This window comes from Photobacterium swingsii (assembly GCF_024346715.1).
Classification (GTDB): domain Bacteria; phylum Pseudomonadota; class Gammaproteobacteria; order Enterobacterales; family Vibrionaceae; genus Photobacterium; species Photobacterium swingsii.
On sequence record NZ_AP024853.1, the window covers coordinates 73,872 to 98,031 of the forward strand.

The 24,160-nt window shown below is 40.3% G+C and carries 24 protein-coding genes; 12 read left to right on the plus strand and 12 right to left on the minus strand.

The window, feature by feature from the left end:
- Window positions 1–18 precede the first annotated feature (18 nt).
- The 3 genes from OCU77_RS17705 to OCU77_RS17715 all read right to left on the minus strand — a co-directional run bounded on the left by OCU77_RS17705 (window position 19) and on the right by OCU77_RS17715 (window position 3,201).
- Window positions 19–864 carry an enoyl-CoA hydratase/isomerase family protein gene (locus tag OCU77_RS17705; RefSeq protein WP_048901024.1) on the minus strand — a complete coding sequence of 282 codons (846 nt, stop codon included), beginning with the start codon at window positions 862–864 and terminating at the stop codon, window positions 19–21.
- A gap of 228 nt (window positions 865–1,092) precedes the next feature.
- The gene (locus tag OCU77_RS17710; RefSeq protein WP_048901023.1) at window positions 1,093–1,815 is read right to left on the minus strand and encodes an SDR family oxidoreductase; all 723 of its coding nucleotides are present in this window, start codon (window positions 1,813–1,815) and stop codon (window positions 1,093–1,095) included.
- Window positions 1,816–2,013: 198 nt separating this feature from the next.
- On the minus strand, window positions 2,014–3,201 hold the full coding sequence (locus tag OCU77_RS17715) for an IS4 family transposase (protein WP_261856001.1): 1,188 nt from the start codon (window positions 3,199–3,201) through the stop codon (window positions 2,014–2,016).
- A 160-nt stretch (window positions 3,202–3,361) separates the two neighbouring features.
- Between OCU77_RS17715 and OCU77_RS17720 the strand changes: the two genes are divergently transcribed.
- On the plus strand, window positions 3,362–4,189 hold the full coding sequence (locus OCU77_RS17720) for a LysR family transcriptional regulator (RefSeq protein ID WP_048897675.1): 828 nt from the start codon (window positions 3,362–3,364) through the stop codon (window positions 4,187–4,189).
- Window positions 4,190–4,582: 393 nt separating this feature from the next.
- Here the strand turns inward: OCU77_RS17720 and OCU77_RS17725 are convergent, their stop codons facing one another.
- The gene (locus OCU77_RS17725) at window positions 4,583–4,843 is read right to left on the minus strand and encodes a Rho-binding antiterminator (protein WP_048897676.1); all 261 of its coding nucleotides are present in this window, start codon (window positions 4,841–4,843) and stop codon (window positions 4,583–4,585) included.
- Between the two features lie 244 nt (window positions 4,844–5,087).
- Window positions 5,088–5,870: a nucleotidyltransferase family protein gene (locus OCU77_RS17730; RefSeq protein WP_048897677.1), complete on the minus strand. Its 783-nt coding sequence runs from the start codon at window positions 5,868–5,870 to the stop codon at window positions 5,088–5,090.
- Window positions 5,871–6,354: 484 nt separating this feature from the next.
- Between OCU77_RS17730 and OCU77_RS17735 the strand changes: the two genes are divergently transcribed.
- The gene (locus OCU77_RS17735; RefSeq protein WP_107302687.1) at window positions 6,355–6,687 is read left to right on the plus strand and encodes a hypothetical protein; all 333 of its coding nucleotides are present in this window, start codon (window positions 6,355–6,357) and stop codon (window positions 6,685–6,687) included.
- Window positions 6,688–6,769: 82 nt separating this feature from the next.
- Here OCU77_RS17735 and OCU77_RS17740 read toward each other — a convergent pair whose 3' ends face one another.
- Both OCU77_RS17740 and OCU77_RS17745 read right to left on the minus strand, forming a co-directional pair.
- The gene (locus OCU77_RS17740; protein WP_048897678.1) at window positions 6,770–7,162 is read right to left on the minus strand and encodes a DUF2750 domain-containing protein; all 393 of its coding nucleotides are present in this window, start codon (window positions 7,160–7,162) and stop codon (window positions 6,770–6,772) included.
- Window positions 7,163–7,318: 156 nt separating this feature from the next.
- A complete protein-coding gene (locus tag OCU77_RS17745; RefSeq protein WP_048897679.1) occupies window positions 7,319–8,338 on the minus strand; it encodes a transporter in 1,020 nt (339 codons plus the stop codon).
- Window positions 8,339–8,710: 372 nt separating this feature from the next.
- Between OCU77_RS17745 and OCU77_RS17750 the strand changes: the two genes are divergently transcribed.
- From OCU77_RS17750 to OCU77_RS17775, 6 genes are all read left to right on the plus strand, one after another.
- Window positions 8,711–9,484 carry a hypothetical protein gene (locus OCU77_RS17750; RefSeq protein ID WP_048897680.1) on the plus strand — a complete coding sequence of 258 codons (774 nt, stop codon included), beginning with the start codon at window positions 8,711–8,713 and terminating at the stop codon, window positions 9,482–9,484.
- Window positions 9,485–9,559: 75 nt separating this feature from the next.
- Window positions 9,560–9,892: a hypothetical protein gene (locus OCU77_RS17755; RefSeq protein ID WP_048897681.1), complete on the plus strand. Its 333-nt coding sequence runs from the start codon at window positions 9,560–9,562 to the stop codon at window positions 9,890–9,892.
- A 200-nt stretch (window positions 9,893–10,092) separates the two neighbouring features.
- Entirely contained in the window at window positions 10,093–10,767 is a 675-nt protein-coding gene (locus OCU77_RS17760; RefSeq protein ID WP_048897682.1) for a hypothetical protein, read from the plus strand.
- 87 nt (window positions 10,768–10,854) lie between these two features.
- Window positions 10,855–11,529 carry a C39 family peptidase gene (locus OCU77_RS17765; protein ID WP_048897683.1) on the plus strand — a complete coding sequence of 225 codons (675 nt, stop codon included), beginning with the start codon at window positions 10,855–10,857 and terminating at the stop codon, window positions 11,527–11,529.
- Between the two features lie 8 nt (window positions 11,530–11,537).
- The gene (locus OCU77_RS17770) at window positions 11,538–12,062 is read left to right on the plus strand and encodes a hypothetical protein (RefSeq protein ID WP_048897684.1); all 525 of its coding nucleotides are present in this window, start codon (window positions 11,538–11,540) and stop codon (window positions 12,060–12,062) included.
- Window positions 12,063–12,353: 291 nt separating this feature from the next.
- Window positions 12,354–13,706, plus strand: a complete 1,353-nt coding sequence (locus tag OCU77_RS17775) for a sigma-54-dependent transcriptional regulator (RefSeq protein ID WP_048897685.1) — start codon at window positions 12,354–12,356, stop codon at window positions 13,704–13,706.
- 65 nt (window positions 13,707–13,771) lie between these two features.
- On the opposite strand, the gene OCU77_RS17780 is transcribed toward OCU77_RS17775, so the two are convergent.
- Both OCU77_RS17780 and OCU77_RS17785 read right to left on the minus strand, forming a co-directional pair.
- The gene (locus OCU77_RS17780; protein ID WP_048897686.1) at window positions 13,772–14,845 is read right to left on the minus strand and encodes a S1 family peptidase; all 1,074 of its coding nucleotides are present in this window, start codon (window positions 14,843–14,845) and stop codon (window positions 13,772–13,774) included.
- A gap of 238 nt (window positions 14,846–15,083) precedes the next feature.
- Window positions 15,084–16,211, minus strand: coding sequence for a trypsin-like serine protease (locus OCU77_RS17785; RefSeq protein WP_048897687.1), 1,128 nt, complete (start codon window positions 16,209–16,211; stop codon window positions 15,084–15,086).
- A 245-nt stretch (window positions 16,212–16,456) separates the two neighbouring features.
- Here OCU77_RS17785 and OCU77_RS17790 point away from each other — a divergent pair, with 245 nt between their 5' ends.
- The gene (locus OCU77_RS17790) at window positions 16,457–17,281 is read left to right on the plus strand and encodes a DUF5718 family protein (protein WP_048897688.1); all 825 of its coding nucleotides are present in this window, start codon (window positions 16,457–16,459) and stop codon (window positions 17,279–17,281) included.
- A 101-nt stretch (window positions 17,282–17,382) separates the two neighbouring features.
- Here the strand turns inward: OCU77_RS17790 and OCU77_RS17795 are convergent, their stop codons facing one another.
- Entirely contained in the window at window positions 17,383–18,423 is a 1,041-nt protein-coding gene (locus tag OCU77_RS17795; protein ID WP_053111757.1) for a lipid A deacylase LpxR family protein, read from the minus strand.
- Window positions 18,424–18,548: 125 nt separating this feature from the next.
- Here OCU77_RS17795 and OCU77_RS17800 point away from each other — a divergent pair, with 125 nt between their 5' ends.
- Window positions 18,549–19,400: a sulfurtransferase gene (locus OCU77_RS17800; RefSeq protein ID WP_048897689.1), complete on the plus strand. Its 852-nt coding sequence runs from the start codon at window positions 18,549–18,551 to the stop codon at window positions 19,398–19,400.
- 162 nt (window positions 19,401–19,562) lie between these two features.
- Here the strand turns inward: OCU77_RS17800 and OCU77_RS17805 are convergent, their stop codons facing one another.
- A complete protein-coding gene (locus OCU77_RS17805) occupies window positions 19,563–20,390 on the minus strand; it encodes a phosphate ABC transporter substrate-binding protein (RefSeq protein ID WP_107302686.1) in 828 nt (275 codons plus the stop codon).
- A gap of 517 nt (window positions 20,391–20,907) precedes the next feature.
- Between OCU77_RS17805 and OCU77_RS17810 the strand changes: the two genes are divergently transcribed.
- Window positions 20,908–21,075, plus strand: coding sequence for a hypothetical protein (locus OCU77_RS17810; protein WP_160314696.1), 168 nt, complete (start codon window positions 20,908–20,910; stop codon window positions 21,073–21,075).
- Window positions 21,076–21,190: 115 nt separating this feature from the next.
- Here the strand turns inward: OCU77_RS17810 and OCU77_RS17815 are convergent, their stop codons facing one another.
- Window positions 21,191–22,072: a GGDEF domain-containing protein gene (locus OCU77_RS17815; RefSeq protein ID WP_048897945.1), complete on the minus strand. Its 882-nt coding sequence runs from the start codon at window positions 22,070–22,072 to the stop codon at window positions 21,191–21,193.
- Between the two features lie 425 nt (window positions 22,073–22,497).
- On the opposite strand from OCU77_RS17815, the gene OCU77_RS17820 reads away from it, so the two are divergent.
- Complete coding sequence (locus tag OCU77_RS17820) at window positions 22,498–24,147, plus strand: ATPase RavA domain-containing protein (protein WP_048897690.1); 1,650 nt, start codon at window positions 22,498–22,500, stop codon at window positions 24,145–24,147.
- Window positions 24,148–24,160: the final 13 nt, after the last annotated feature.

The window sequence follows — 24,160 nt, forward strand, 5'->3', positions numbered from 1 at the left end:
TGAATGCTAGCCCTTGCTTTAAAGGAATCGAGCCCATAGTGGCCGTAACGCCCAAAGCATGCAGAAAGTGATAGATGGTGCATATTTCTTTTTAGTGAAGAAAAAGCGAGCTTGAGCTTTTAAAAAAGCAGCACTCATAAAAGCATCAGCAAGCTGGACTGACTCCGAGGTGTTGGCTGCTTGAAGTGCTTTGAGAGAACTATTGGCTAAAAACTGACGTTCTTCTTTATTTGTAATCCAATCTTGTGCAATACGGTTTGCTTCTTCCATTAACAGAGCTTGTGGCACAACCTTTTGTACTAACCCTACTGTTAGTGCTTCTTCTGCTGTTGGTTTCCAGCCTTCTTTACCTAACATACGTTGGCAATTCTCCTCACCGAGTAAACGAGGGAAGTGGTAGCTTGAACACCCTTCAGGTGTAATACCTAATGCAGAGAAAGGTGTAGAAAATGTTGCGTTATCAGCTGCAACAATACAATTAGCTAGGGTAGCCGAGGTAACACTGGCTCCGATTGCTGGGCCATTAATGGCAACAAGTAAAGGCTTTTCACAGTTTAGAAACACTTCAAAAAGTCGTTGGTTATTCTTAACGATCAATTCATGTAATGCCTTAGGTGGCATGACTTTTAATGTACCCGCTAAATTAACGCCTGCAGAATAGTACTTCCCCACACCTGTGAGAATAATCGCTTTTACATTCTCGTCGGTATTGGCGAGAGAGAAGGCTTCTTTAAGCGATTCCATCATATCCATTGTCCACCCGTTTAGCTTATTTGGGCGGTTCATCGTAATGGTGAGTACATCATCTTTGATGCTGGTGAGTAGATGTCTTGCTGCGATATCTGAAAGCGTTAGGGTAGTCACTATGATACTTCCTGTTGAAAAATCACATTAAATAAGACTACGACAGGGTTTTCGTTATCACTAATAATCATGATTATATCGAAGAGAGGATCACATAAAATATCTTATCTTGGTTGGAAGTGTGATTAATATCTATCTCATTAATGTTTATTTCTGAAGCAGAACAGAAAAAGCCACCTCACTATTCGTAAGGTGGCTTGGTCTATTGATAAGTTATCAGTTAGAAACTTAAGGTTGCTGACGAGTCGCAGCTAACACGATTTCACGGATACATACATTTTGTGGTTGGTTATATGCGTAGCTGATAGCATTCGCAATATCTTGTGGCGCAAGAATACCGCCCATGTCTTGCTTCCAGTCTTCGTAGCCTGCTTTGATTTCTTCGCTAGTTGTGTGGCTTAGTAGCTCAGTTTCAACAGCACCTGGTGCAATTGTGATAACACGTACATCTTCACTTGCCACTTCTTCACGAATATTTTCGCTCATTGCATGTACCGCAAATTTTGTACCACAGTACGCGGCATGGCTTGGGAATGTTTTTCGACCAGCAACAGAACTGATGTTAATGATGGTGCCGCCTTTACGTGCTTTCATATCGGCAAGTACACAATGGATACCATTCATTAGGCCAAGAATGTTTACGTTAACCATGTTTTGCCATTCAAGCGGGTTTTGCTCATGCACTAGACCAAGTAGCATGACGCCAGCATTGTTGATTAAGCAATCCACTTTACCGTATTGTGCTTCAGCTTCTTCAATTGCAGCTTTAAAGCTAGTTACATCTGTAACATCTACTTTGCGGCATAGGGTGTTTGGCAGATTCAAGGCTTCTAAGCGTTCAACGCGGCGTGCTAATAATAAAAGAGCGTATCCTTGCTCTGAAAGGTGACGTGCGGTTGCTTCACCAATACCTGAACTCGCACCTGTGATAACAACTAGTGGCTTAGACATAAGATACTCTCTCTAAAAGTTATTTTATTACATGAGGTTACGCAACATAAATTGAATAGCTTGCTGCGTTCTGGTTGCTAATATAAGCCTAGGGGATGAAATTGAAAAATATCAATTACTAAGGGTTATGATAAGTAAAAACTATGGATAGATAATTTGAAGCCCGTAACCATAAGTGCTGGCGGATCCCCACATAATTTACGCACGATAATTGTTCCTTGCCATTAGAATTAGGGTGGATTGCGCCCAGCGTATTGCTGGTTCATTGATGTGATATTCCAGCCGTCGGAAGACCTCTTTTCCTAGCCTAACAAATGATAAAACGCGTCGGTCTTTTACTGAATTTGCCTGAAAGTGGCGGTGCCAACCGTTATGTTCTGCAATTATTCCAAACCACCAATAGACCATAAAAGCGAGCAGACCAATGAGCAGTAAAATTTCGAAGCGCTTAGGGTCATGAGTGCGGCTTTGGCGTAAGCCAAAACCATATTGTGGACTTTTTAAGTCTCGGAATGTTTCTTCAATTTGCATGCGTTTGGTATAGAGCCTGACGATACATCGAGATGAAAATATATTGGTTGGGATATTAGTCGCCAGCAGCCAAGGCTCTAGTGCTGACTTTTTATGGACTGCCTGGGCGGAGAAGTGTTCTCGACCTTTTGGCCTGTCTTTACGCTTTTTAGGTGTTTGTTTTTTATAGAGATGAAGATGACATTGCAATGGGTTTCGCTTGGCTAGCTGTGTGAATCCGACATATTTAGGTTTGCTATTCGCTTGATTAAACAACTGCTTGATGTGTTGCCATTGGTTTTTTATTAAGACGTTTACATCTCCTCTTACGCGTCCAAGATAACACCAACCCATGTCATTAACTTGTCTAAACCATGTATTACGAAAGCCAGCATCAGTCACGATGATAGGGGTGACATGCGAGGGTAAAACAGCTTTAAAGTTATCGAGAAACTGTTGATGACTACGTGGAGAGTTGTAGTTTTTGAAAGTAAAAGTTTGCTCGAAAAGCGTAACAGAACGACCATCTACAGCAATAGATGCTCTTAGTACCATGAGTCGTTCGTATTCGCGGATATCAGCCCAATCGACTAAGACAATGGGCTGTGTATTAACCGAACAAAATTGATGACAGTGCCACCGATAAATATCGAGTCTGTCGTGGTGCAGGTGATTATTACCTAATAAACGGTCAACTCGCTTAATACAGTGTTTCGTTTTGGCCTTTGAAGGAAGAGAGCGCCCAAGCAAAGTAAGCGTAAGTGCATCATTGCTAAGCAATGATTGCACCGAGTCCATGAGTGATTTTAGTCTCTTTTTGTGAATGTTAGGGCATTGATTTTCCAGCGACTCGTGTAGAATTTGAATATCACGCATCTTGCTTTCAATCTTTTGTGTTTGTGGTGAATTCATTAGATCAGAAGGTAAGGTGCGTGTCTACTTATTGAACTACAAAGGTATTTTGTGGGGATTCGTAAGCCATAAGTGTTATTTATCATGCTGTGTTTTTACGATGAATGAAAATTAGGAACTTGGTATGGATTTACGGTTATTGCGTTTTTTTGTTGCCGTGTATGAAGAGCAAAACATCACCGCAGCTGCAAACCGATGCTATGTTTCTCAGCCTTCAATTTCAAATGCGATCAAGCAACTGGAAGAAGAGCTAGGAGTAACCTTGTTTGAGCGTCACAAGAAAGGAGTGACATTGACAGAAGAATCACATCATTTGTACCCAAAAGCCGTACAGTTGATGAATGAAATTCATGCATTACCAGATTTGTTTACTCAACGCCGGCAGACTACACCGATTAAAATAGCGAACTTTCCCGATTTAAGTCAGACTGAATTAGCTCGAGTAATGGCTAGGTTAAGCGAAAACTGTCCTGAACTACGGTTAGAGCTGGTGGATGCCAACGATCCTCATGCCGACTGTGCTATCACGCTTGATATTCTTAAAGCGGAAGATGAAATCTTTTTGCCTCTATGGGAAGAAGACTATGTGCTATGCATGCTACCCGATCACCCATTAGCGCAGTTAACGGAAGTGAAGCCACGTGATCTTCACCAGTATGATTTTATTGAATGCCCACCGTGTGAAGCGCATCAGCAAACCATCAGCTTATTAGCTTGCGATGGTTTATCATTGAATTTACTCGCTAGGGCTGAACATAAAATGCAAGTGATGCATTTGGTGCAAGCTGGAATAGGTATTTCTTTTTTACCAACAGGAGTATTGGAGCAATCGAAGCAGTTGATAACTGTGCCTTTGGTTGGGCCTAGAATGTTCCGACGATTAGGGTTGACTTACGCAGCAAGCAAGGCCAACAGCCAAGCACTGAATTCAGTGATTAGAGCGTTGCGTTAATTGAATTTATATAGGTGTAAGTTACGAGTGATTCACCTTGAGTTGGTTTTATCTGTTTGATTTGAAATGTTGTGTTGTCAGTAGTATCAGTATGTTTAAGAGGGCGAAAATGAGCAACCAAAATACACTTGTGGTGATTAGCCGATCTGGGAAAAACTGATAAGAGTCCGTTTTCGCAAAGTAAGAAACGTAATTCAATGGGAAACCAATAATCTTATGTTGGGTTAAGTATTGATAAAATTGTGATGTAATCATAACAGTAGTCATGATCAAGTTTGCGCGGATGCTTGTTATCGAAGGCATATATACTGGTTTGCTGTTTCATTTGGTTTTACATTGTACTGCTTTGCTGGAAAAATAAAAGCACGCGAGTACGTGCTTTTGATCACTAAATTAGAGATTTACTTCACCAAAGATAGCATTGGCTGATTTAGAGTACATTTTACGTATCTGATCTAACCTAATTTTTAGGTATTGATACTGTGTTTTACATACTAGCCATTCTGATTTATCAGGATGCGTTTCTGTTGTTATGCATTCACCTTCGATAATGCTTTGATCGCGTAGTTTAAGTGTCACTTGGTAGTGATATAAACAAGCAATTTCAAAACAATCATGTAATGCACAGTCGATAGGTTTATAAGTATGTGACATATTATTTCCTAACGCTGTTATAGCTATATGTTCATCACTAAAGGATATCATTGTGTAATGAACAAGCTATTTCCTGTTTCCAGATAAGTATAACTAGAAACTACGGTACTAATAGGATAGTCAATAGATGAGAGCTTGTCTCAAAAATGGGATAGATGCGGTAACTTAAATAAGAAACTGAGATACTCAAAAGGCCGTAAATACGGCCTTTAGTGAGAGGTAGGGGGAGTTTCTATTTTTCAGCTTAGATAGCAACTGTTTCTGGCTGTAGGTATTGCTGCCATGCATCTTGATACAGTTCTTGTGATTCAGAACGAAGTTGCTTGATTTGTGCAAGTTCAAATTCTGATAGCTCACGCTCTTGTTCTAGGCCTTTACGCTCAATCTTCTGAATTTTTTCGTATATTTCATGTTCTGCACCATTTTTAATATCCGAAATACCTTTTAGATGGAGCTGAACTTCTGCAATGATGTTTGTTTCTGGTAACTGTACCAACATTTTTAAATCACGGTAGCCAGATGCTGTTGGTTTTTTGAATCTGTTTTTTACCGCAACAACAGTCACTTCTTTATTCATTAATTCAAACGCTTGCACCAAGCTTGGAATATCGTCGGCAACGATAGAGCCACGGGCTAGGTCAGTGATGCGACTAGCATCGCCTTGAAGCTCTGTTGCAACTTTCTTTTGTGCACGTGCTTCTGATTTTACTCCAGGGATAATTGCCTGGGTTTGCGTGACAAGACTGATTTCTTTAATCAGCGCGTCAAGTTCAGTTTGAGCATGAGTTGCTGCAGTGTAAAGCATGCCAAACTCAGAATAAGGTTGAGTGATTGCTGGCTCTTGCCAACTTTCAATGCTGTAAAGACCACTCAGGCTGCGTTGAAACGATTTTTTACTTTGAACCGTTTCTTTGGAAGATGGCTCGAAGTCTGTGTCAGTAAATTGAGGTAGCGGTGCAGCAACAGAGCCGCGACCTACAACACATAAAAGAACACAACAAGCACGAATAACAGATTTAATATCCATTCAACAACTCCAATGATGGCTTATGTGACAGCAGCTAACTGTCACGTAAACAATCTACAACTTACATAAAACGGTGTATCCAGCATCATCTTCACAATGATGAAGGGTAAAGAAGTAAAGTATGTTGTTAGGTTGTCTTCTTGTTGGTCTCTTTGTTTACGGTTGCTATCTTATCAAAGCTAACTGAACTCAAAATGAATATTAGCCGTTCATACAGCATATATATGGGAGATATGAGCCATTTCAAGGGTGATTTAGTGGCTTTCTCCAATAATTAAGCAGAAAGTGTGACATGCTCTACAAACTATCACTATAGCCACACGACTTGGTCTGTTTAAGATAGATGTTATTGAGTTGCCATAACAGAGTGATAGGTACTGTTTGCATGAAATGTTTATCTTTGTGGCCCTGTTCAATTACTCGATCATCGTAGGATAAAATCAGTTACACTGCCCATTAAGCACGATATATAAGGTAGAGTATTTTGCAGCAAGAGTTATTGATTATTTTAGTTGTGATTTGGTTAGGCCTGTCGGTAGGCAGCATGATGCTTTTTCAGCGAGGAAAAGACGCTGCTCGCAAACGTAAGCTTTGGCCTAAGTATACTATTTTTAGTAATACAGTTTTGGCTGCTTTCATTGTGTACATGCAACCGCCGCTCCCTATGCTGATAGGTTTGTTGGTGTTTATGATCCCATTAACATTGTTGACGATTCGTTCTACTAAGTTTTGCGATGCCTGTGGGAATGCTAGTCGTTCTCCCTTTTTTATGAAGCCACCGACAGCGTGCAGTCATTGCAAGAAGCCACTGAAATAAATTAAGAAGTGGATGCTGAAAAGCGTAATGATATTCAGCTTAATCAATGAATAGAAAAAGGGGCGATTAAGCCCCTTTATCATTATTTGGTTTTACGAGCTTGTTGTTTCAGCTCAAAATCAAACTCATCAGGGAAGATCACAAGCCCTTCTTCGTCTTGATTTGGGAAGATAGCAACAGCCAATTCATCATCTTCAAGGCCATGGCTCCAGCGGCTGTGCCACTTATTGAGTGAGATAGATTCTGCTTTGCAGTGATCCCAATCGCCAGTTGCCCATGATTCAGCGAATTCTTTGTTTGGCCATACAGGCACACAATCTTCATCTTCGCTGTTTAGCATCACACAACCGTGTTCATCGGTTAGGATCCAAATTTCACGATTTGCAACGACTTCTTTGATCAGATACTTGTAGCGCTTCTCTGCATCATACTGGTTGATGTTGTCGATTTGAGTTTGATCTAATGGGGTTGCCATGGGTATTCCTGATACGGGACAAATAATTGGCTATAGGATAGTGCAATTTTGTAACAGAGTTAAGCGAAACTCGGTTGATGAAGGGGGGAAGGTACAGATGGTGAGTGTGAAGAAGGAAAATCAGCGTGTCTGGCAGGCAGTAGACACGCTGTTGGGTTATTTTAGAGTGATAGGAATACGCAATGATAATTGGAAGTCGGGCGCATCGGCTGTTAACCCTGCGGTTGCACCAATATTGATTGTGGTATCCCGACTAATAGCATAGTTAGCGCCAAAAGAGAGTGAATCTAATTGCAGTAACTTGGCATTGTCAGGTGTGACGCCGTTGATTTTAGATTTCAAAATGGTTTTATGGCTAAGTCCCATACTAAATGAAAACTTAGGGTTAACCGCAAAGCCCATTCCTGCACTAAATGAAATCGTATCGCCTAAATCGATTGTTTGACTGCCTGCTTCTGTATCTACGTCATCTTCTATGTTCCAGATATAACTGGTGCTTGCATAGATAACAGCGGGATCAATCGGCAATATCATCGTGATTCCTGGCTCAATACTGGCGAAGCCCGAGCCTGTAGGCAAAGTTTCAAACTCATTGGTTTTAGGATCGATATTGACATCGTATGGTGATTTACCTGTTGTGCTTTTAAAACGTAAACTACCAATCCAATAAGGTGCTGTTTTCATATTGAATTGGTATTTAAATGCCGCTTCAATATCACCTAAACCGCTGCCATCAAGATCAATGAGTTCATTATTATTTGCTCCTGTCTGTGCTTTTCGTTTAGAAATGGAATCCGTTCGGTAAACCAGTGGAATACGGGTTTCGACTTCAAATCGGTTAGTAATGCCGTAGCGACCAGTGAAACCAACGGTCAAAGTTGTTCTATCTACGTCACTGGCTTCAATTAGCCCAACAATTAATGACGGTAGAACAGTGTAGCCTACAACTGAAACCGAGTTTGAAGAGTTCTGTGTATACGAGAATGAAGTGTCTAAGACAAAAGAACCTCGCGGTGTGAGTACACCTGGTTGCTCAAAAATATCTGCAACGGTTTGAACTCTTTTTGGCTTTTCCTTTTTATCGTCGGTTTGATCTGCAGAGGGTTCCTCGGCAAAAACAGCGCTAGAACAGAGTGTTAGTAGCGCTACTAAGCTTTTATATTTGAATGTATTCAAAACTTCCTCACTTTAACGCAAATTAATCCCAAAAAAGGTCGGAGAGTTAGACGTCTTTGACCATAAAAAAAGAGTAGTAGAGTGAGACATAACGTCTAATGAGACGTCTCATTTAATGTCTTAATCCTGAGATGCTTATAAGACCCTCTCAGAATTGATAATTTGCTTCGCTATTAATATTAATTAGCCAAACTGGAACTTGAATAAATTTATTTAAATAAAGTAAAACTTAACCGCCTGTTTATTTAAAGGAAAATAAACTTATTAAAATTAATACAGTTCAAAAGTTGGTGGTGACTAGATTTAATGTATCTCGCAGAAATATTGCGAGTTACTAGAAAAATAACAAGACAACATATTTGGAGTAATACCATGCGTAAAACAAATCTCGCACTATTAGTAGCAGTACTTGTTAGTTCGCCGTTAGCTCTAGCGGATGGTCACCAAGGTGGATATGACGACAGTGGTAGTGATGGCGGTTACCAAGGCGGCGGTAGTGACTATGATGACGGTTATGGTGGTGGCCCAGTAGCGGCTGGTGATGTAACCAATAAAAACGATGTGGGTAATGAAATTTATACCATAGATAACAGTGGTAATTACGATAAAACAGTAACCTACACATCTTCACATGATAAAGACCTTTCTGTTAAAGACTCGTTTAACTATGACGCAAATTATGATGCAAAACATACTGTTGATCATTCTTACACAGTAAAAGACAGCTATAACCAAGACAACGATGCATTACTAATGCATAACATCGACAACGATCGTAGTCATCGTTATACCGATAACAGCGATAACAGTAAGCACTGGGAAGATAATAGTACCCATGATTACAGCCAAGATTGGAATATCGATATGGATACCAATCACTTTGTTTCTAAAGCTGAACTTGATGGCTCTGTCGCACAAAGTTCTGTGAAATACGGTGGTGGCTGTTGTGATAGCGGTTACGGTGAACGCGGTGGTCGTTACGGCAGTGGTGGTAGCGGTGGTGGTATGAGCGAAGTCATGGTGACACAATCAAATGAAATGAATAACTCATTTGCTGGTGCATCTGGTATTAATATGGCAGGTCAAAATGCGGGTAATAACTCGTTGGTACAACAAAGTGCTAGTACAAATGCCATTTTATACTAGTTAATATTTAACTTCGGCCGGTAACAAACAAGCTGAGAGTTGCTGGTAAATATAAGTAACTCTCAGGAGGATGTTATGAAATATTTAACGCTGATTGCTGCTGTTTTATTATCTAGTGGGGCAGTTGCAGATGAGTTGGATATTCTAACAAGCTCTGACATGATTTCTGATGATTTAATGGGTCAATCTCGGGGAACGAATTACGAGATTCAAATTGACAACATGCAGGCTCATTCAGAGATGGACGGCGATGTTGCAGGTAATAGTGCTTACCATAATACGACAGGCGACAATATTATTGATTCTGGCTCATTTGCCGATTCGTCTGGGGTTTTTAGTGTAGTGCAAAATACGGGTAATAATGTATTGATTCAGAATGCAACCGTTGTAAACCTGACATTGAAGTAACCTGTTAGTTTATCTATGTGCTGGCATGAGGCTGTGCCAGCCCGTTTACTCAACATTTATTGAGTTGCGCCTTTCGCAGGGACTAACAACATTACTTCGGTCATTTATCAATGACTACAGATAATAAGCTGAAATAACTCAGCGCTTAGATGTGATGTAAATAATAAAAACAATGCACACAACATATTTGGAGTAATATCATGCGTAAAACTAATATCGCACTAGTAGTAGCAGTAGTAATGGCATCTCCATTTGCTTTGGCAGATGAAGAAAATACCCAAAATGCAAATAATGTTGATGTATTAGTTCAAGATTCTTTTAACAAAGATGCGACCTATGATTTCGACAAATCTAAATCTGAATATGCAGATATTGATGGTTCAGGCAATGTTAATGTAGACAAATCCTACACAGCAGAATATAGCAAATCAAAAGAAATTAATTACAGTGGTAATCAAGATAATGATCTGCTTTATATGTCAGACATTGGCAACGATGAAAGTGTAGTAAAAACTGACAATAGTGATAATTCTCATATGTACTACGACAATAGTCAGTGGGATGCATCAAAAGCAGTAGATATTGATATTGATATCGACCACTACCTAGCTGAAAGTAAACTCGAGGGTGATGTGATGGGGGCATCTGTCACTTACGGTGGTGCATGTTGTAGCGAACATGGTGATAAAGGTTACCGTGGTCGTGGAGGCAGCAGCGAAGGTAGCGACTCTGTCGTAAAAGTTGAGCAAATGAACTCAATGAATGACTCATTCGGTGGCGCATCAGGTATTAGCATCGCTGGTCAAAACGTTGGTAATAACTCATTAGTGCAACAAACAACAAGTACCAATGCAGCGTTGGTTGGCTCACAATAAGATTGAGAAAGGGCCTAGAAGTAGGCCCTTCTTTTCATTACTTTAGCGGGCAAAATTGGTGTACTGAAAGTCTTGGGTGTTGTTGTTATGAATAAATCGATAGCGATATTATTAGGCATAACCAGCAGTTTTTCTGTTTTAGCGTTAGATTATTTTCCAAGTCGAGGAGGGTATAACGTTAAAGTGAAAAGCTACCAAGAGCAGTTATTTGGTGATGTACTTCGCCAACAATATGATTTTAGTTGTGGTTCAGCGGCTGTTGCTTCATTAATGACGTTTCATTATGACATTGAAATTAATGAAAGCGAAGTGTTTGATTTTATGTTTAAACATGGGGATAAAGAAAAAATAGAGAAACAAGGCTTTTCCTTGCTCGATATGAAAAAATATATTAATTCAATAGGCTTAGAAGCAAACGGCTATAAACTACCTCTAGAGAAAATAAAGAAACTCGGCATACCAGCAATCACCATAATAAACTTTGATGGGTATATGCATTTTGTGGTAATAAAAGGCATAAATACTAAGCAAGTTATTTTAGGTGACCCATCACGCGGAACTATTGTTATGGATATTAAAGAGTTTGAAGAATACTACAAAGGGTTAGTTTTACTTGTGAAAAGCCATATTGATGTCGCAAGAAATGGTTTTATAAAAAAAGAAAATTATAGTGTTTATGCGGCATCGCCAACGGCAGAGGCGGTATCGCGCGATTCGCTTGCAACCTTCAGCATTACCTTGCCAGGAGCAAACGATTATTAGAGGCTAGTATGAAAAAGTTATCCCGATTATCCATAATATCTGCGATTGGTGGTGTGGCTTTTGTTGCCCATGCCTCTATCGGATTTTTATCTTTAGATGAGAAAAAGCATAACCTTGTCACCATGAGTGAGCAAGAAATGGCAACGGTCAGAGGTGGTTTTATATCTATCAATAACACCTTGATAAATATAGGACTAACTATCTCGACGGCATTAAATGGCAGTAAAGTTTATACCTCTCAAATAGCGAACCTTACTATAGATAACGGGGTATTAACGACAGTCGGCGTTGATGAGGTAGCAGACCCTATAAAAGTGGTTCAGAATGATAACCCAGGAACAGGCGAGAACACAGTAAGCCCTTCGTTAAGTTTACAGGACGGCAGTATTGCCAATATTATTCAAAATACGGTAGATGGTGCGAATATTAGCATTCAAACAGAGCTGAATATAGAAGCGGATGTCGAGGGGTTTCTACGTGAGCAAGGTAATATAAACCGCTTAGAAAATGCTATTTTAAGTCATAGTTACTAGAGACCCTCTTTAAGTTAATATAAAGGTATAGTACTCGCTACTATACCTTTTTTGTTGTGTTTTTTTGTCATTTGATGTTAGTTGTAATTAGTTTTTGAACTTTATTGTACTAATGAAAATATTACTAAGTTCTTGAAAAAGAAATGAACTTATCTTAAATGAATTTAGGTATATGCTATTTTTGAACTCTTTGAGACGTTTCTTATATCTGATACCCTGCAAACTTATCATTTCTCACCTATATTCTTAATACATTATAAAAAATGCACATTGATATAGAAGGTGACTTCGATGGTGGCTCAATGTCAAAATAAATCTTTTAATGGTCGCTTAGTTGCAATTGGATGTAACTATGAACCTTGGATTGCGCTTTTAGAACAATCAGGCTGGAAAACACACTGTTGTTACGACCTCCGCACGGCTGACTCAATCTTGGATGAATACAGCCCATGTATTTGTATTGTTGATTTAAGCAATAATGATTTTAGCTTGAATAGCATTGCTTTGAGGGCAAATAAAACCAAACATGTAAAATGGATTGCTGTTATTAAAAAAGAGCAGCTACAAACAGATGCGATATGCCAATTTATTAATAACTTCTGCGTCGATTACTTTTCAGTGCCGATTCCGAGTAACCATTTACTCGAGACTGTAGGGCATCAGCTGGGGATGTTAGAAATAGAAGCCAGCTCTTGGGTGGAAATTACATCGCAGCATGATATGGGATTATTTGGCGAATCTAAATCAATAAAGCAGCTACGAGACATGGTACGTAGAGTGGCCTCTACGGATGTAAATGTATTTTTAACAGGCGAAAATGGTACAGGTAAGGAGTTGATTGCTAAATCAATTCACAATTTATCTAAACGCAAGAATGCCGCTTTTGTTACTGTTAATTGTGGTTCTTTATCGAAAGATGATGAGAAAGTAGCATTTCTAAGAACATCAACAGCAGACCTAAAAGAAGATGGTGAACTTCGTGCAACAGGCACTATCTTGCTTGATAACGTTGAAGAACTATCGAAAGAGCTTCAAGACGAGCTGTTGAATTACTTACAAGCACCCGCGAATGATACTTTAGAGGATGACTCTCATTGTGATATTCGCATTGTTGCTTCTTCAAGCTCAGATCTTGAAAATGCTGTTTTGAATGGTGAGTTTAGTAAGGAATTGTTTTACCGCCTTAATGTGTTCCATATAAAAGTACCAACCTTGCGCGAGCGTGGTTCGGATATTTTTATGCTGGCGGAAAAATTCCTAGCCAAGTTTGCGACGGAATACAGCACCATGGCATCGACATTCTCTGAAGATTCGAAGCAGCTATTGTTACGTTATAGCTGGCCGGGTAATGTTCGTGAATTGATCAATCAAGTTAAACGGGCAGCATTATTGGCAGAAGGCAATGAAGTAAGGGCGGAGCACTTTGATTTACCTAGTAAAGCGAACTTAAAGCAGAGCTTGCGTAATATTAAAGATGAGGCTGAAAAAGATGTTTTGGTGGCTGTGCTAGAAACGCATCGTGGGCAAGTTGCATCAGCAGCGAAAGACCTAGGTGTATCACGTGCGACTATGTATCGCTTGCTCAACAAACACAATATCGTACCAGATGTAAGGCACTACAATAGCAGTTTTATGCGTGAGTAATTTTGTGGCCATATAGCCTAATAAGTAAAAATCCAGCCATTGGCTGGATTTTTTAATTGCTACGCTTATTTATTACGGCGAAGCCAGCCGAATAGACCCAGCACAAGTAAACCAGAAAGTGGCATAGTACCACCACCACCATTGGAGCCTGATGTTGGTTGCTTAGGTTTTACGGTTTTCCAATGCGGATTGAAAGGGTCATATTTGTAGCTTGCTTTTGGCAGTGAAGATAATGACAAGCCCGTTTTTCCTTCTATCCATGTACGGTAGTATGGAACCTGAGTGTATAAGCCGTTGTTATCGACTATCCCTTTGTTTTTTAAACTACATAATGCCCCATTACTTGTCGCACCGATAAGGCGAAGACCTTTATCTGTATCAGCACTATTTGCTGGATTTTGCCAAACAAGCGGGCCACCTGAATCGCCACGACAAACATCTTTTTTTACATTGGCTTTATTAGAGTCAGCACATACGAAGAAGTTACCTGTTTGGCTGTAGGTATTACACTGATTGTCAGGAATACCTGCTAGTTCAACAACTTGTAGCTCGTCAGCAATTTTATTTTGTGTACCTAAATGGCCCCAGCCAGAAGCAATTAGCGTTGCCTTAGAGTCTTGATTTTTCACATAGTATTGTTCAAAAGATTTATCAGCGTCACTTTGCTCTTTGGCTGTCGCGATTGAAATCGCTTTGCCACCCTGAGCAAACAAAGAGTTTTTTACACGAACAACAGCGATATCATCATTAAAGTTAGTTGAGCTGTCATTCTCATCGTATTTGAAGTTGCTATGATAAATGACTTCTTCAACGCTTATTGCATTTGATATATCGAGAATGCCATTACTGATCGGGGATTTAGTTTGGCCAACAAAAACATAGTCGCCTTTGTTGAGTACCGCAGTTGAGGTGCCACTATCATTTTTTACCGCGCAATGAGCCGCCGTTACAATCCAATGATCAGAGATAATTGAGCCACCACACAGAGAGCCTTGGCTGCTAACGAGCATAACTTGCCATGGTAGTAGATCTTGGATGGCAGTATCACCATTCATTACTTTTGCTTGTGGTGTTGAGGCGTAAGACTGTGCTGCGCTAAGTATGCAGAGCGCAGTCATAAGGAACTTCATCTTTTTCATGATATCGGCTTCTTGTATGTGAACGGTGTTTTTTATTCTGAGTGGATAATATACAGCTGAAATTAAAAAGCGAATAAATGCTAACAAAATGTGATCTAGATCTTGTTTTGGTTTGATTGTGCCGAACTGTGTTGCTGTTTATATTTCTGCTTAAGCTTATAAAAAGTAGAACACCCAAATAGTATTACTGTTTGGGCGTTCGTACTTAGTGTTAAACGACTTGTGTAATATGGGCGTATTATTTGCTACGACGCAACCAAGCAAATATACCTAGCGTAAGCAAACCAAATAGCGGAACGCTACCACCGCCGCTAGAGTTTGTATCTGGCTTCTTCGGCTCTTTGGGTGGGGTATTTTTTACCACTTTGAAAGGGTCATATTTATAGCTAGGCATAGGAATCGAATCTAAATTTAGACCTGTTTTCGTTTCTATCCAATCTCGGTAGTAGGATACTTGCGTATATAAGCCATCACCATCTGTTAGCCCGTCTTTTTTAGCGCTGCACAGCGGACCATTACTGGTAGCACCTACTAGACGTAACCCTTTGTCGGCATCATTCACATTTGCAGGATTCTGCCAAATTAAAGGGCCGCCTGAATCACCGCGGCATACATCTTTTTTCACCGCGGCACGGTTAGAGTCAGCACAGACAAAGTAATTGCCTTTGAACTGAGGGCTATCACATTGGCTATCTGGAATACCAGCAAGTTTTATAACTTGAAGAGTCTCTGATGTTTTGTTTTGTGTACCTAAGTGTCCCCAACCTGATGCAATCAAGGTTGCTTGAGAGTCTTGACCGCTCACATAGGTGTTCGCAAATTGCTGGTCAGCCTGTGTTTGCTCAGCGCTTGCTAGATCTGGTTTTTTATATGTTGCAATTCGAATGGCTTTACCACCACGATCATATAAAGACGCGTTTACACGGATGAGGGCAATATCGTTATCAAACCGTGTCGCCTGAATCTCAGGATTGTAATCTTTATGGGTGATGACTTCTTCTATTACTGTGCCTTTATTAAGGTCTAGGTAGCCACCAAAAAGGTGAGGGTTAGTAGTGCCTGCAAAAATATAGTCACCTTTTTCAAGCATGACTTTACGGCTACCAAGTTCCACTTTAAACGTACAGTGCGCAGCGGTTACGATCCAATGTTCAGATATGATTGAACCACCACACATAGTGCCGTAATTCTGCCCATACACCATGACTTGCCACGGTAGTAAATCTTGAATAGCTGCTTCGCCATTCATAACACGTGGTAGTACTGAGGGGGAGTCTGCTGCAATCGAGTCTGTTGTTGATGCGGCTAAGGTCGCGCTGGAACCTAACAAGCATAACGTTGCAATAATGGTTTTTGTCTTTTTCATTTATCACCTTAATGTACGGTGTTTTTATATATACGGGCAATATACAGGCATTTTTGTGCTGTTGATATGCGGCCTTAATGAAACGTGATGATTATCACTAATAGTAATGATTCTTGATTAGGTTATAGGTTGCTTTCGGTTGTTATCTGATCGAAGACAAATAAGCGATGACTAACTATCGAATCTGTCGATGTTGCTCGTTACTATAGAAGGGTATTTCTTATTATGGTGTTAGGTTTGAAGTTATGGCATTTAAAGATGTAATTGGATTTGGTGTAGCAGGTAACTTTGCTGGGCATTTAGAACAGGCTGGTGAAGCCAAAGACTTTTTAGCTGTAGAGGTAAAAGAAGCAATTCAGCCTAAAGCTATTTTTCCTTTTTATGTTCCTGCGAAAGAAGCAGGTTTTCTTTCTACTTATCCTTTGTCGTCAGACACTATTGTGCCACCCAACGATGCTGATAACTTACAGATTGAACCTGAAGTAGCACTCTTGTGTGATATCGAATATCAAGGCACGCAGGTTGTTGGCCTGAAGCCAGTAAAATTTGCAGCTTATAACGATTGTTCTATTCGCAAACCAAATGCGAAGAAGATCAGTGAAAAGAAAAACTGGGGTGCGGACACCAAAGGTATTGCTGCTGAACTGTTTGACCTTGACCACCTTGCTGAAGGGGGCATGCTTGATGATTATCGTATAGCAAGCTTCCATAAACGTGGTGATACTACTGAGCGTTACGGTGAAGATAGCCCTGTTATTGGTTACAGTTATTTTCATCAACAACTTTTAGATTGGATTGTTGATCGTATGAATAATCAGCAAGACGTAGGCCCTACAGAAAACATCGCTGAGTTATTGTCGCACGCAGATTATCCTTCTCAAGCATTAATCAGTATAGGTGCTACACGTTATACCGAGTATGGGGAAACACACTTCCTGCAGTCGGGTGATACAAGCATTGTTGTTGTTTATAATGGCAAGCAGTATCAGGAAGATGAAATTGCAACAATGGCAAAAGAGAATAACTTTGCTGAAAGTGGCTTGTCGGCACTTGTACAGCATGTGGCCTAAATTTCATGACTGAATGACCTTGCTCTGTTTACTTGTTTTCGTTTTTATAACAGACACATTAAACAGAGCTTGATTTGGCATTTTGTGGCAGAGATTGGCTTTTAATAACGATAAAAGATTTTAAAGGCGCCGTAAGGGCTAATATCTTGGGAATCTTCTTCAAAGCTTCTTGTATCAGCTGCCATACTTAAACTGATCCCCCACCTTGGGCGATATAATACGACCCCAGCAGTGATGGTAGCTTGCCAATGCTGTAAGGTCACATCATACACTTCGTCTGGCTTATTACCCTCGATGGTGATGTCATTAAATCGATATCGACCTTCAAGGCCCGCATATAAAAAGTATCCTGAGCGACTAGATGAGAGGAGCCCGAGATCTGTTGTTTGGTTGGGTGTGAAGCCTGTAGAACCGAAGGTTTCTGATAATTGACTTCCCCAACGCACCACGCTACCTAAAGCAGCTTCACTCCGGTAATTTCCAGCATCTAAGCGACCGACTGCACTCCATTCCCATTGTTTGTCTTTAATGGAAGAAAAGCGATTAAAGAGTTGATGCCCTTCGTAATTTACGTTTGCAATGATCTGGTTTTCAATTTGATAAGCCCAACCTTGCGGGGCTTTTGATGGTGTCACGCTGTGAACGAATTTTTGTGCACTTTCAGCCAGTGAATTAGGTCCAACTGTTCCTAAACGGAAGGTGAGTTTATCGGCTCTGCTTGCTGTGTACTGAAATATGCCAGTATCGAGAAATAGTAGACCGGCATAGGGCCGTTCATTGGGTTGAGGTTGTTCTAGTGTAATATCGCTGGGAGTCCACATTTGCTGTCCCAACTTTAGACGCCAGCCTTGCCAAGCATGACTCTGCAATGGCAGCCAATTAGCAATAGTCGAGATAGGAAAAGGGGTTTGGTTAGCAAGATCTGTTGTTACTGCAGAATTGTAGTTAAGGAAAATACCATTGGTATAGTTTTGATCATTTTGAACAATACCATCGTTCTCCATTGAAAACGAAATGCTGCGAAGGGTATTCGAATCTTGTATTGTGGCAGCTTGTACGCTACTGGTTAGAGTACTGGCGAAGAGTGTTGAGGCAATTGCGATGCTGCAAAAAAATGCGTGCTCTTTATTCTGTGTTCTCATCGACAGCCTTATTGATAATTCACATACATCCGAATTATAAAATTTATACGATATGCTATTTTAAAACACTGACGTATCTGTCAAATTTACGATTAAGGCAGCATGAAGAGATAAAAGGAACTACTGTGGATATACCTTCATCCGTTATTTCGGCTAAATGGCTTAGTCAGCATATTGATCACCCATCGATAACCGTCTTGGATGCCAGCTGGTTTATGCCAGGATCAGAGCGTTTCCCTCAACAAGAGTGGGCAGCTAAACGTATACCTGGCTCACTCTTCTTTGATTTTGATAACAAGATAAAATCACATGAGTCACAGTTACCACACATGCTACCTACAGCTGAAGACTTCGCACATGAAGTATCAAAGCTTGGTATTAGTAACGATAGCACCTTAATTGTTTATGACAGTGTGGGGCTATTTTCATCGCCTCGTGTGTGGTGGATGTTTAAAGCGATGGGGCATAATAACGTTGCTGTACTTGACGGTGGGCTGCCAGCTTGGATTGCGGCTGGTGGCGCAATAGCTACACAAGCACCAGCAACAGAAATATCCGTAACCACTTATATAGCTAAGCTTCAAACCCGTTGGATTGCGAGTGCTGACGATGTAAACCAGCAACTGACGAATGAAGCTGTCACGGTAGTCGATGCAAGGCCAGCTGAAAGGTTCGCCGGCAAGCAAGTCGAGCCTCGACAAGGAGTACGTAGCGGACATATGCCGAACGCAAAAAATTTACCATTCCCTAAAGTTGTGTTCGATGGCAAGTTGGCTGATAGTGAACGGCTTAACAAATCTTTTGATGAGTTAGCGCCCATTCAGCAGCGTTATATTTTCACATGTGGCTCAGGGATCACTGCGTGTATTCTTGCGCTGGCAGCGGAGCAAACAGGCCGTGAGAATATTGCGGTTTATGATGGCTCATGGACGGAGTGGGGAAGCAATGAAGAGTACCCAGTTGTTAAAGATGAGTAAGTGTCTGTATTAACTATAGCGATATGGCTTCATTGACTTAGGTAGCAGTCATATAGCAGGCTGATTTGAATTCCTTTTAAAGTGATATCACATTAAATAGAGTTCAAGTCAGCCTGTTTATTATTCTGTATCAATGAGGCTATATAGGTTTTGATGCCTGCTTTACTGTATTTTAGACGCTAAATACCCTTGTTCATCAATAATTGATTGTCCTTGCGGAGATACGATGTAATCAACAAAATTCTTCGCTGTTTTGTCAGCTTTTAATGTTTTGTCTTTATATAGCATTAAAAAAGGTCGTGAGATTTTATATTCTCCTGATTCAAGGTTATCAAGCGTTGGCGATACACCTTCAAAATCAAGTGCTTTTATTGACTGATCAATTGATCCCAAAGAGACATAGCCAATGGCATGTTGATTACCTGAAACCAAACTTTTCACCATACCGTTAGTGTTAACGACAATAGCTTGAGGGTTGATGTCAGAAACGCGAATCCCCTTGATATCTTTGGTTAATTCCATGAAATCTTCAAAAGAAAATCGTGAGCCTGAAGCATTTTCACGGCTAACAACCGCGATTTTTTTATCGGGGCCATTAACTTGGTTCCAGTTAGTGATTTCACCATGGTAAATCTGAGAGACTTGTGTTTTTGTTAGGTTTTGCACTGGGTTATTTTTGTTAACAACCAAAGCTATACCATCATGCGCAAAGGTTACGCTTTTTAGCTCGGTCTTGATTTCCTCGTCACTTAAATAACGAGAACTCATACCTAGTTTTGCAGCGCCTTTTTGAACGGCAGTAATGCCCGCAGACGACCCAATCCCTTGTACGGCAATTTGATTGCCCTGATTTTGTGCTGAATAGGTTTCAGCTAACACTTCAACAATGTGACTTGCTGACGTTGAACCTGACACCGTCAGCGTTTCTGCTTGTGTGTTGAATGCCAAACCAGCACACAGTGTTAGCAGGGTGGTAGCCTTTGGGAACATAGACTTTCTCCATATTGAAATAATTTTGCGACATCTTATTACGGAGATGTGACATTTATGTGAAAACAAAACAGAATGTGATTCTAGTGCTGTATCACGACCTACTTATACAGAGGTGTAATTAGTCTGTTTAAAATGAACTTAGATTATTAGCTCTGCGATCTGAGGCTAGCTTGACTTCATTGGTTTCTTGTTTACATGCTCTTTGATGGTGATGGCATAAGTCTGTGATTAAGTTGCAAAGATTATTCCCAGCAAATGATAATTTGCCTGTACATAAAGAGATATTGAGCGAATTTTGAAGCATACCGCACTTTGTTATGCTCACTGTTGCAATTGCTGTTTAAAACGATATATATGAAACTATAGGCATTAATTGTGTCTGGGTTTATGCTGATGTGTCATCTTTTTAGAGAGGGGATTGGCAAAGGGAATATATTATTGGTGCAGCTGAGTGTGTGAGTAACAGGATGTTGTCGCTCACTGAAAGAGTTGAGATATGTGGTAGGGGCAAACTATGGAAAAAGTTGAATTTGTCGAATTACTATCAAAAATTGATTCGTTGGATAATGAACAATTAAAGATGCTGTATTTGCAATCTAAGCAAGCCTATAACTTGCATAAAATGTCCGAAGTGAGTGAAATAATCACTCAAGAGGAGCTTGAATTACTGCTACAGCGGTAAAAGGGCAGTTTTAAGACGTAACACCAATCCAACGAGTCGCTGATCGTTCTTATTGATGAAAAGCACTGGCAACTGCGCTGTAGATTTATATAGATAGAACAGCTTGCTAGTGCCTTTAGTATCTTGTGTGTTCAGCGTGCTTGTTCTTTTCTGCTTTTTTCTTATACCTTTCTTTATCTGCATGGGCCAATATGCCATCAGGGTCGGATAAGTTTCCAGCGTGGTAGGGCACAATGCTGATACTTAGATCTATATCAAAGCTTTGACGCATCAAACTTGTGGTTTGGTATAAATACTCGACCCATTGGTGAGTTGCTTCATTATTATCTGTTGGCAAGAGTACGACAAATTCATCCCCACCAATACGATAAATTTTACTGCCATCTGGGCTAGTTGAACTCAGTATAGTTGCAAGCTCAATCAGTAATTCGTCGCCACGTTTGTGTCCAAAGCGATCATTTACTTTTTTAAAGTTATCAATGTTTATATATGCCAGCACACCACGCTGAAGCTGAATAGCAATAGCATCGAAACGGCGAAAGAGTGCGCGTCGATTTTCCAGCTGGGTTAAGTCATCCTGAAAAGCGTGTTTACTGAGCTCTTCTTCTAAGTGGTGGGCTTTTTCTATCTGGGTATTTAAATGGGCGATCAAGTTTTGGCGTTGCTGCAACATTTTTATAAAACAGAGGCACATCAGAAAAACGCCAATGTGCATAAATACATCATCAGAATTATCAATCAACCAGTGATCATTGAGTTCAGGCACCTCATCAAGTAGATCAGCAATAACACCAATCGAATAAGTACCGAAGGCTAGTAGTAGCCACCCTTTCATTTCGCGACCAAAATCTTCTCTTAGTAGCATAATAATCAGCACTAACGTCATTATTGAGGTCATTACTTCAAGCATGCCGCTTGATGGGACAAAAGCAGAAAACAGGACGCCGATACAAACGACAATAGCTAATCGTGCTGGGAGTTGAGAGACTTTGTTCATATGCATCGGCTTACTTTATAAAACTGGCATTATCTTCGCAAAGTTAATAAAGCTGAACAAGCCTACTATTTAATTATCATAAGAAACGCTATACGAGTCTTTTTTGACACGAATATTAAGGGTTTTTATGAGTTAAATGTGACCCTTAAGTTGTTTAATTAAAAAGCGTTTTAAAGAATAGGTGCAGTTACAGCACTGTAAATCTGCGCGCCAATACTAAATGTGATTTAACTCTCAGAATTGGAAACATAGATTTCAAGCTACATTGTAGAAGCAGGGTTTGGTATATAGGTATGTAACAAAATATTTCCATTTACAATGCTGTAACATTTAATGTTTATGTCTATCCTTGAAATGACTAGGAATTGTTGTGCATTACTGCAAGTAGTATACGCACAGGGACATAACAATAGAGGTCGGACAATATGTTAACTATGGCTAGAACAACACAGCCCAATGGTGCTTTAGTATCAGAGCGGATCCAGAAGCTTATCAAAGCGTTATCGAATGGGGTCTATGAGCGCGAAGAAACGATTAAACTCTGCTTACTGGCTGCATTGGCAGGAGAAAGTGCTTTCTTGCTTGGTCCACCTGGTATAGCAAAGAGCCTGATTGCGAAACGCTTAATTCAAGCATTTGATAACAGCCGTTTTTTTGATTACCTGATGACCCGTTTTTCCACGCCTGAAGAGGTGTTTGGTCCCCTTTCTATTCAGGAATTAAAAGACAACGGAAAGTATGTTCGTCTTGTCGATGGTTACTTACCGACGGCAGAGGTGGTCTTCCTTGATGAAATATGGAAAGCCGGCCCTGCTATATTGAATACATTATTGACTGTTGTGAATGAGCGCACTTTTAAAAATGGTCAGGATATTCTACCTGTTCCTATGCGAGTCTTGATCACGGCATCGAATGAATTACCAGATGAAGACAGCGGCTTAGAAGCACTTTACGATCGCATGTTAGTTCGTGTGTTTGTTAATCGCATTCAAGAAAAGCAAAACTTTAAAGCTATGTTGATGGGCGAAAGCACTATTCAAGATATTGATCCTAGTCTGACGATTAAGGATGAAGAATACCAGCAATGGCAAGCACACCTTGAAAATGTTGAGTTAGATGAAGCTATTTTTGAAAAGATTTATCAGCTAAAAAGCATGATCGAAGAGAAAGTTGAAGCGGGTGATGGTATTGCCGAAGACAGTGAGTTGTATATTTCTGATCGTCGATGGAAGAAGTCGGTACGTTTACTGAAAGCGAGTGCTTTCTTCAACGGACGTAGGGCGATTAATCCGCTGGATCTGTTGTTGTTACAAGACTGTTTATGGCATAGCCCTGAATCTCGTCATGTGGTGCGCAATATCACACGTGATTTTGCAACTCAAAAAGCATTCAACCAAGAAGCGTCTCAAACCGATGCCAATGAAGCACAAGCAATTCTTGATAACATCAACAAAGAAGTGGCTGATGCGTTGAGCATGTCGTTTTCGCGTGAAACTATGATGCGAAAAGAATGGTTTAAATACGACTTCTCTGGCGCTAAGCGTTACACCGTTAACCATAATCCACGCATGATTAAATTGGTAATGTTGCAACAAAATCCATCGGTTTCTGAACAAGAAAAAGGCGATGGTCGTTGGGTTTACGTCGATGGTGATGAGTTCGAAAAGAAAATCAAAACGGGTCAATGCGATATCTACGGTTTCGTGAATAAAAACACCAACCTTTGTCGATTGCAGTTTGAAGTTGATGCCAATCTACGCCTAGTGATTAAAGATATTGCTAATCGCTCCGTATTCGTTGGCATTGCTGGATCGCGTGGGATAAGTGCAAGCCAGAAAGCTGATTGGCAGAAAGAGCTTGATCGCGCCTCAGAGAAGGTTGTTGATGCAGAGCACAACATTAAGAAGTCGCGTAGCTCTTTCCATGGCGCATTACCGCATAACTTCGTTGAATCAGAGTTGCCTGAACTTATAGAGCACAGCATAACAACGGCGTCAGATGCAGTGACAGAGTTAAAGCACTTAGTAGAGAAAGGTGCATTTCGTATTGCCCACCTTTCAGACTACTTTGCATAAATCAGCATTGTAT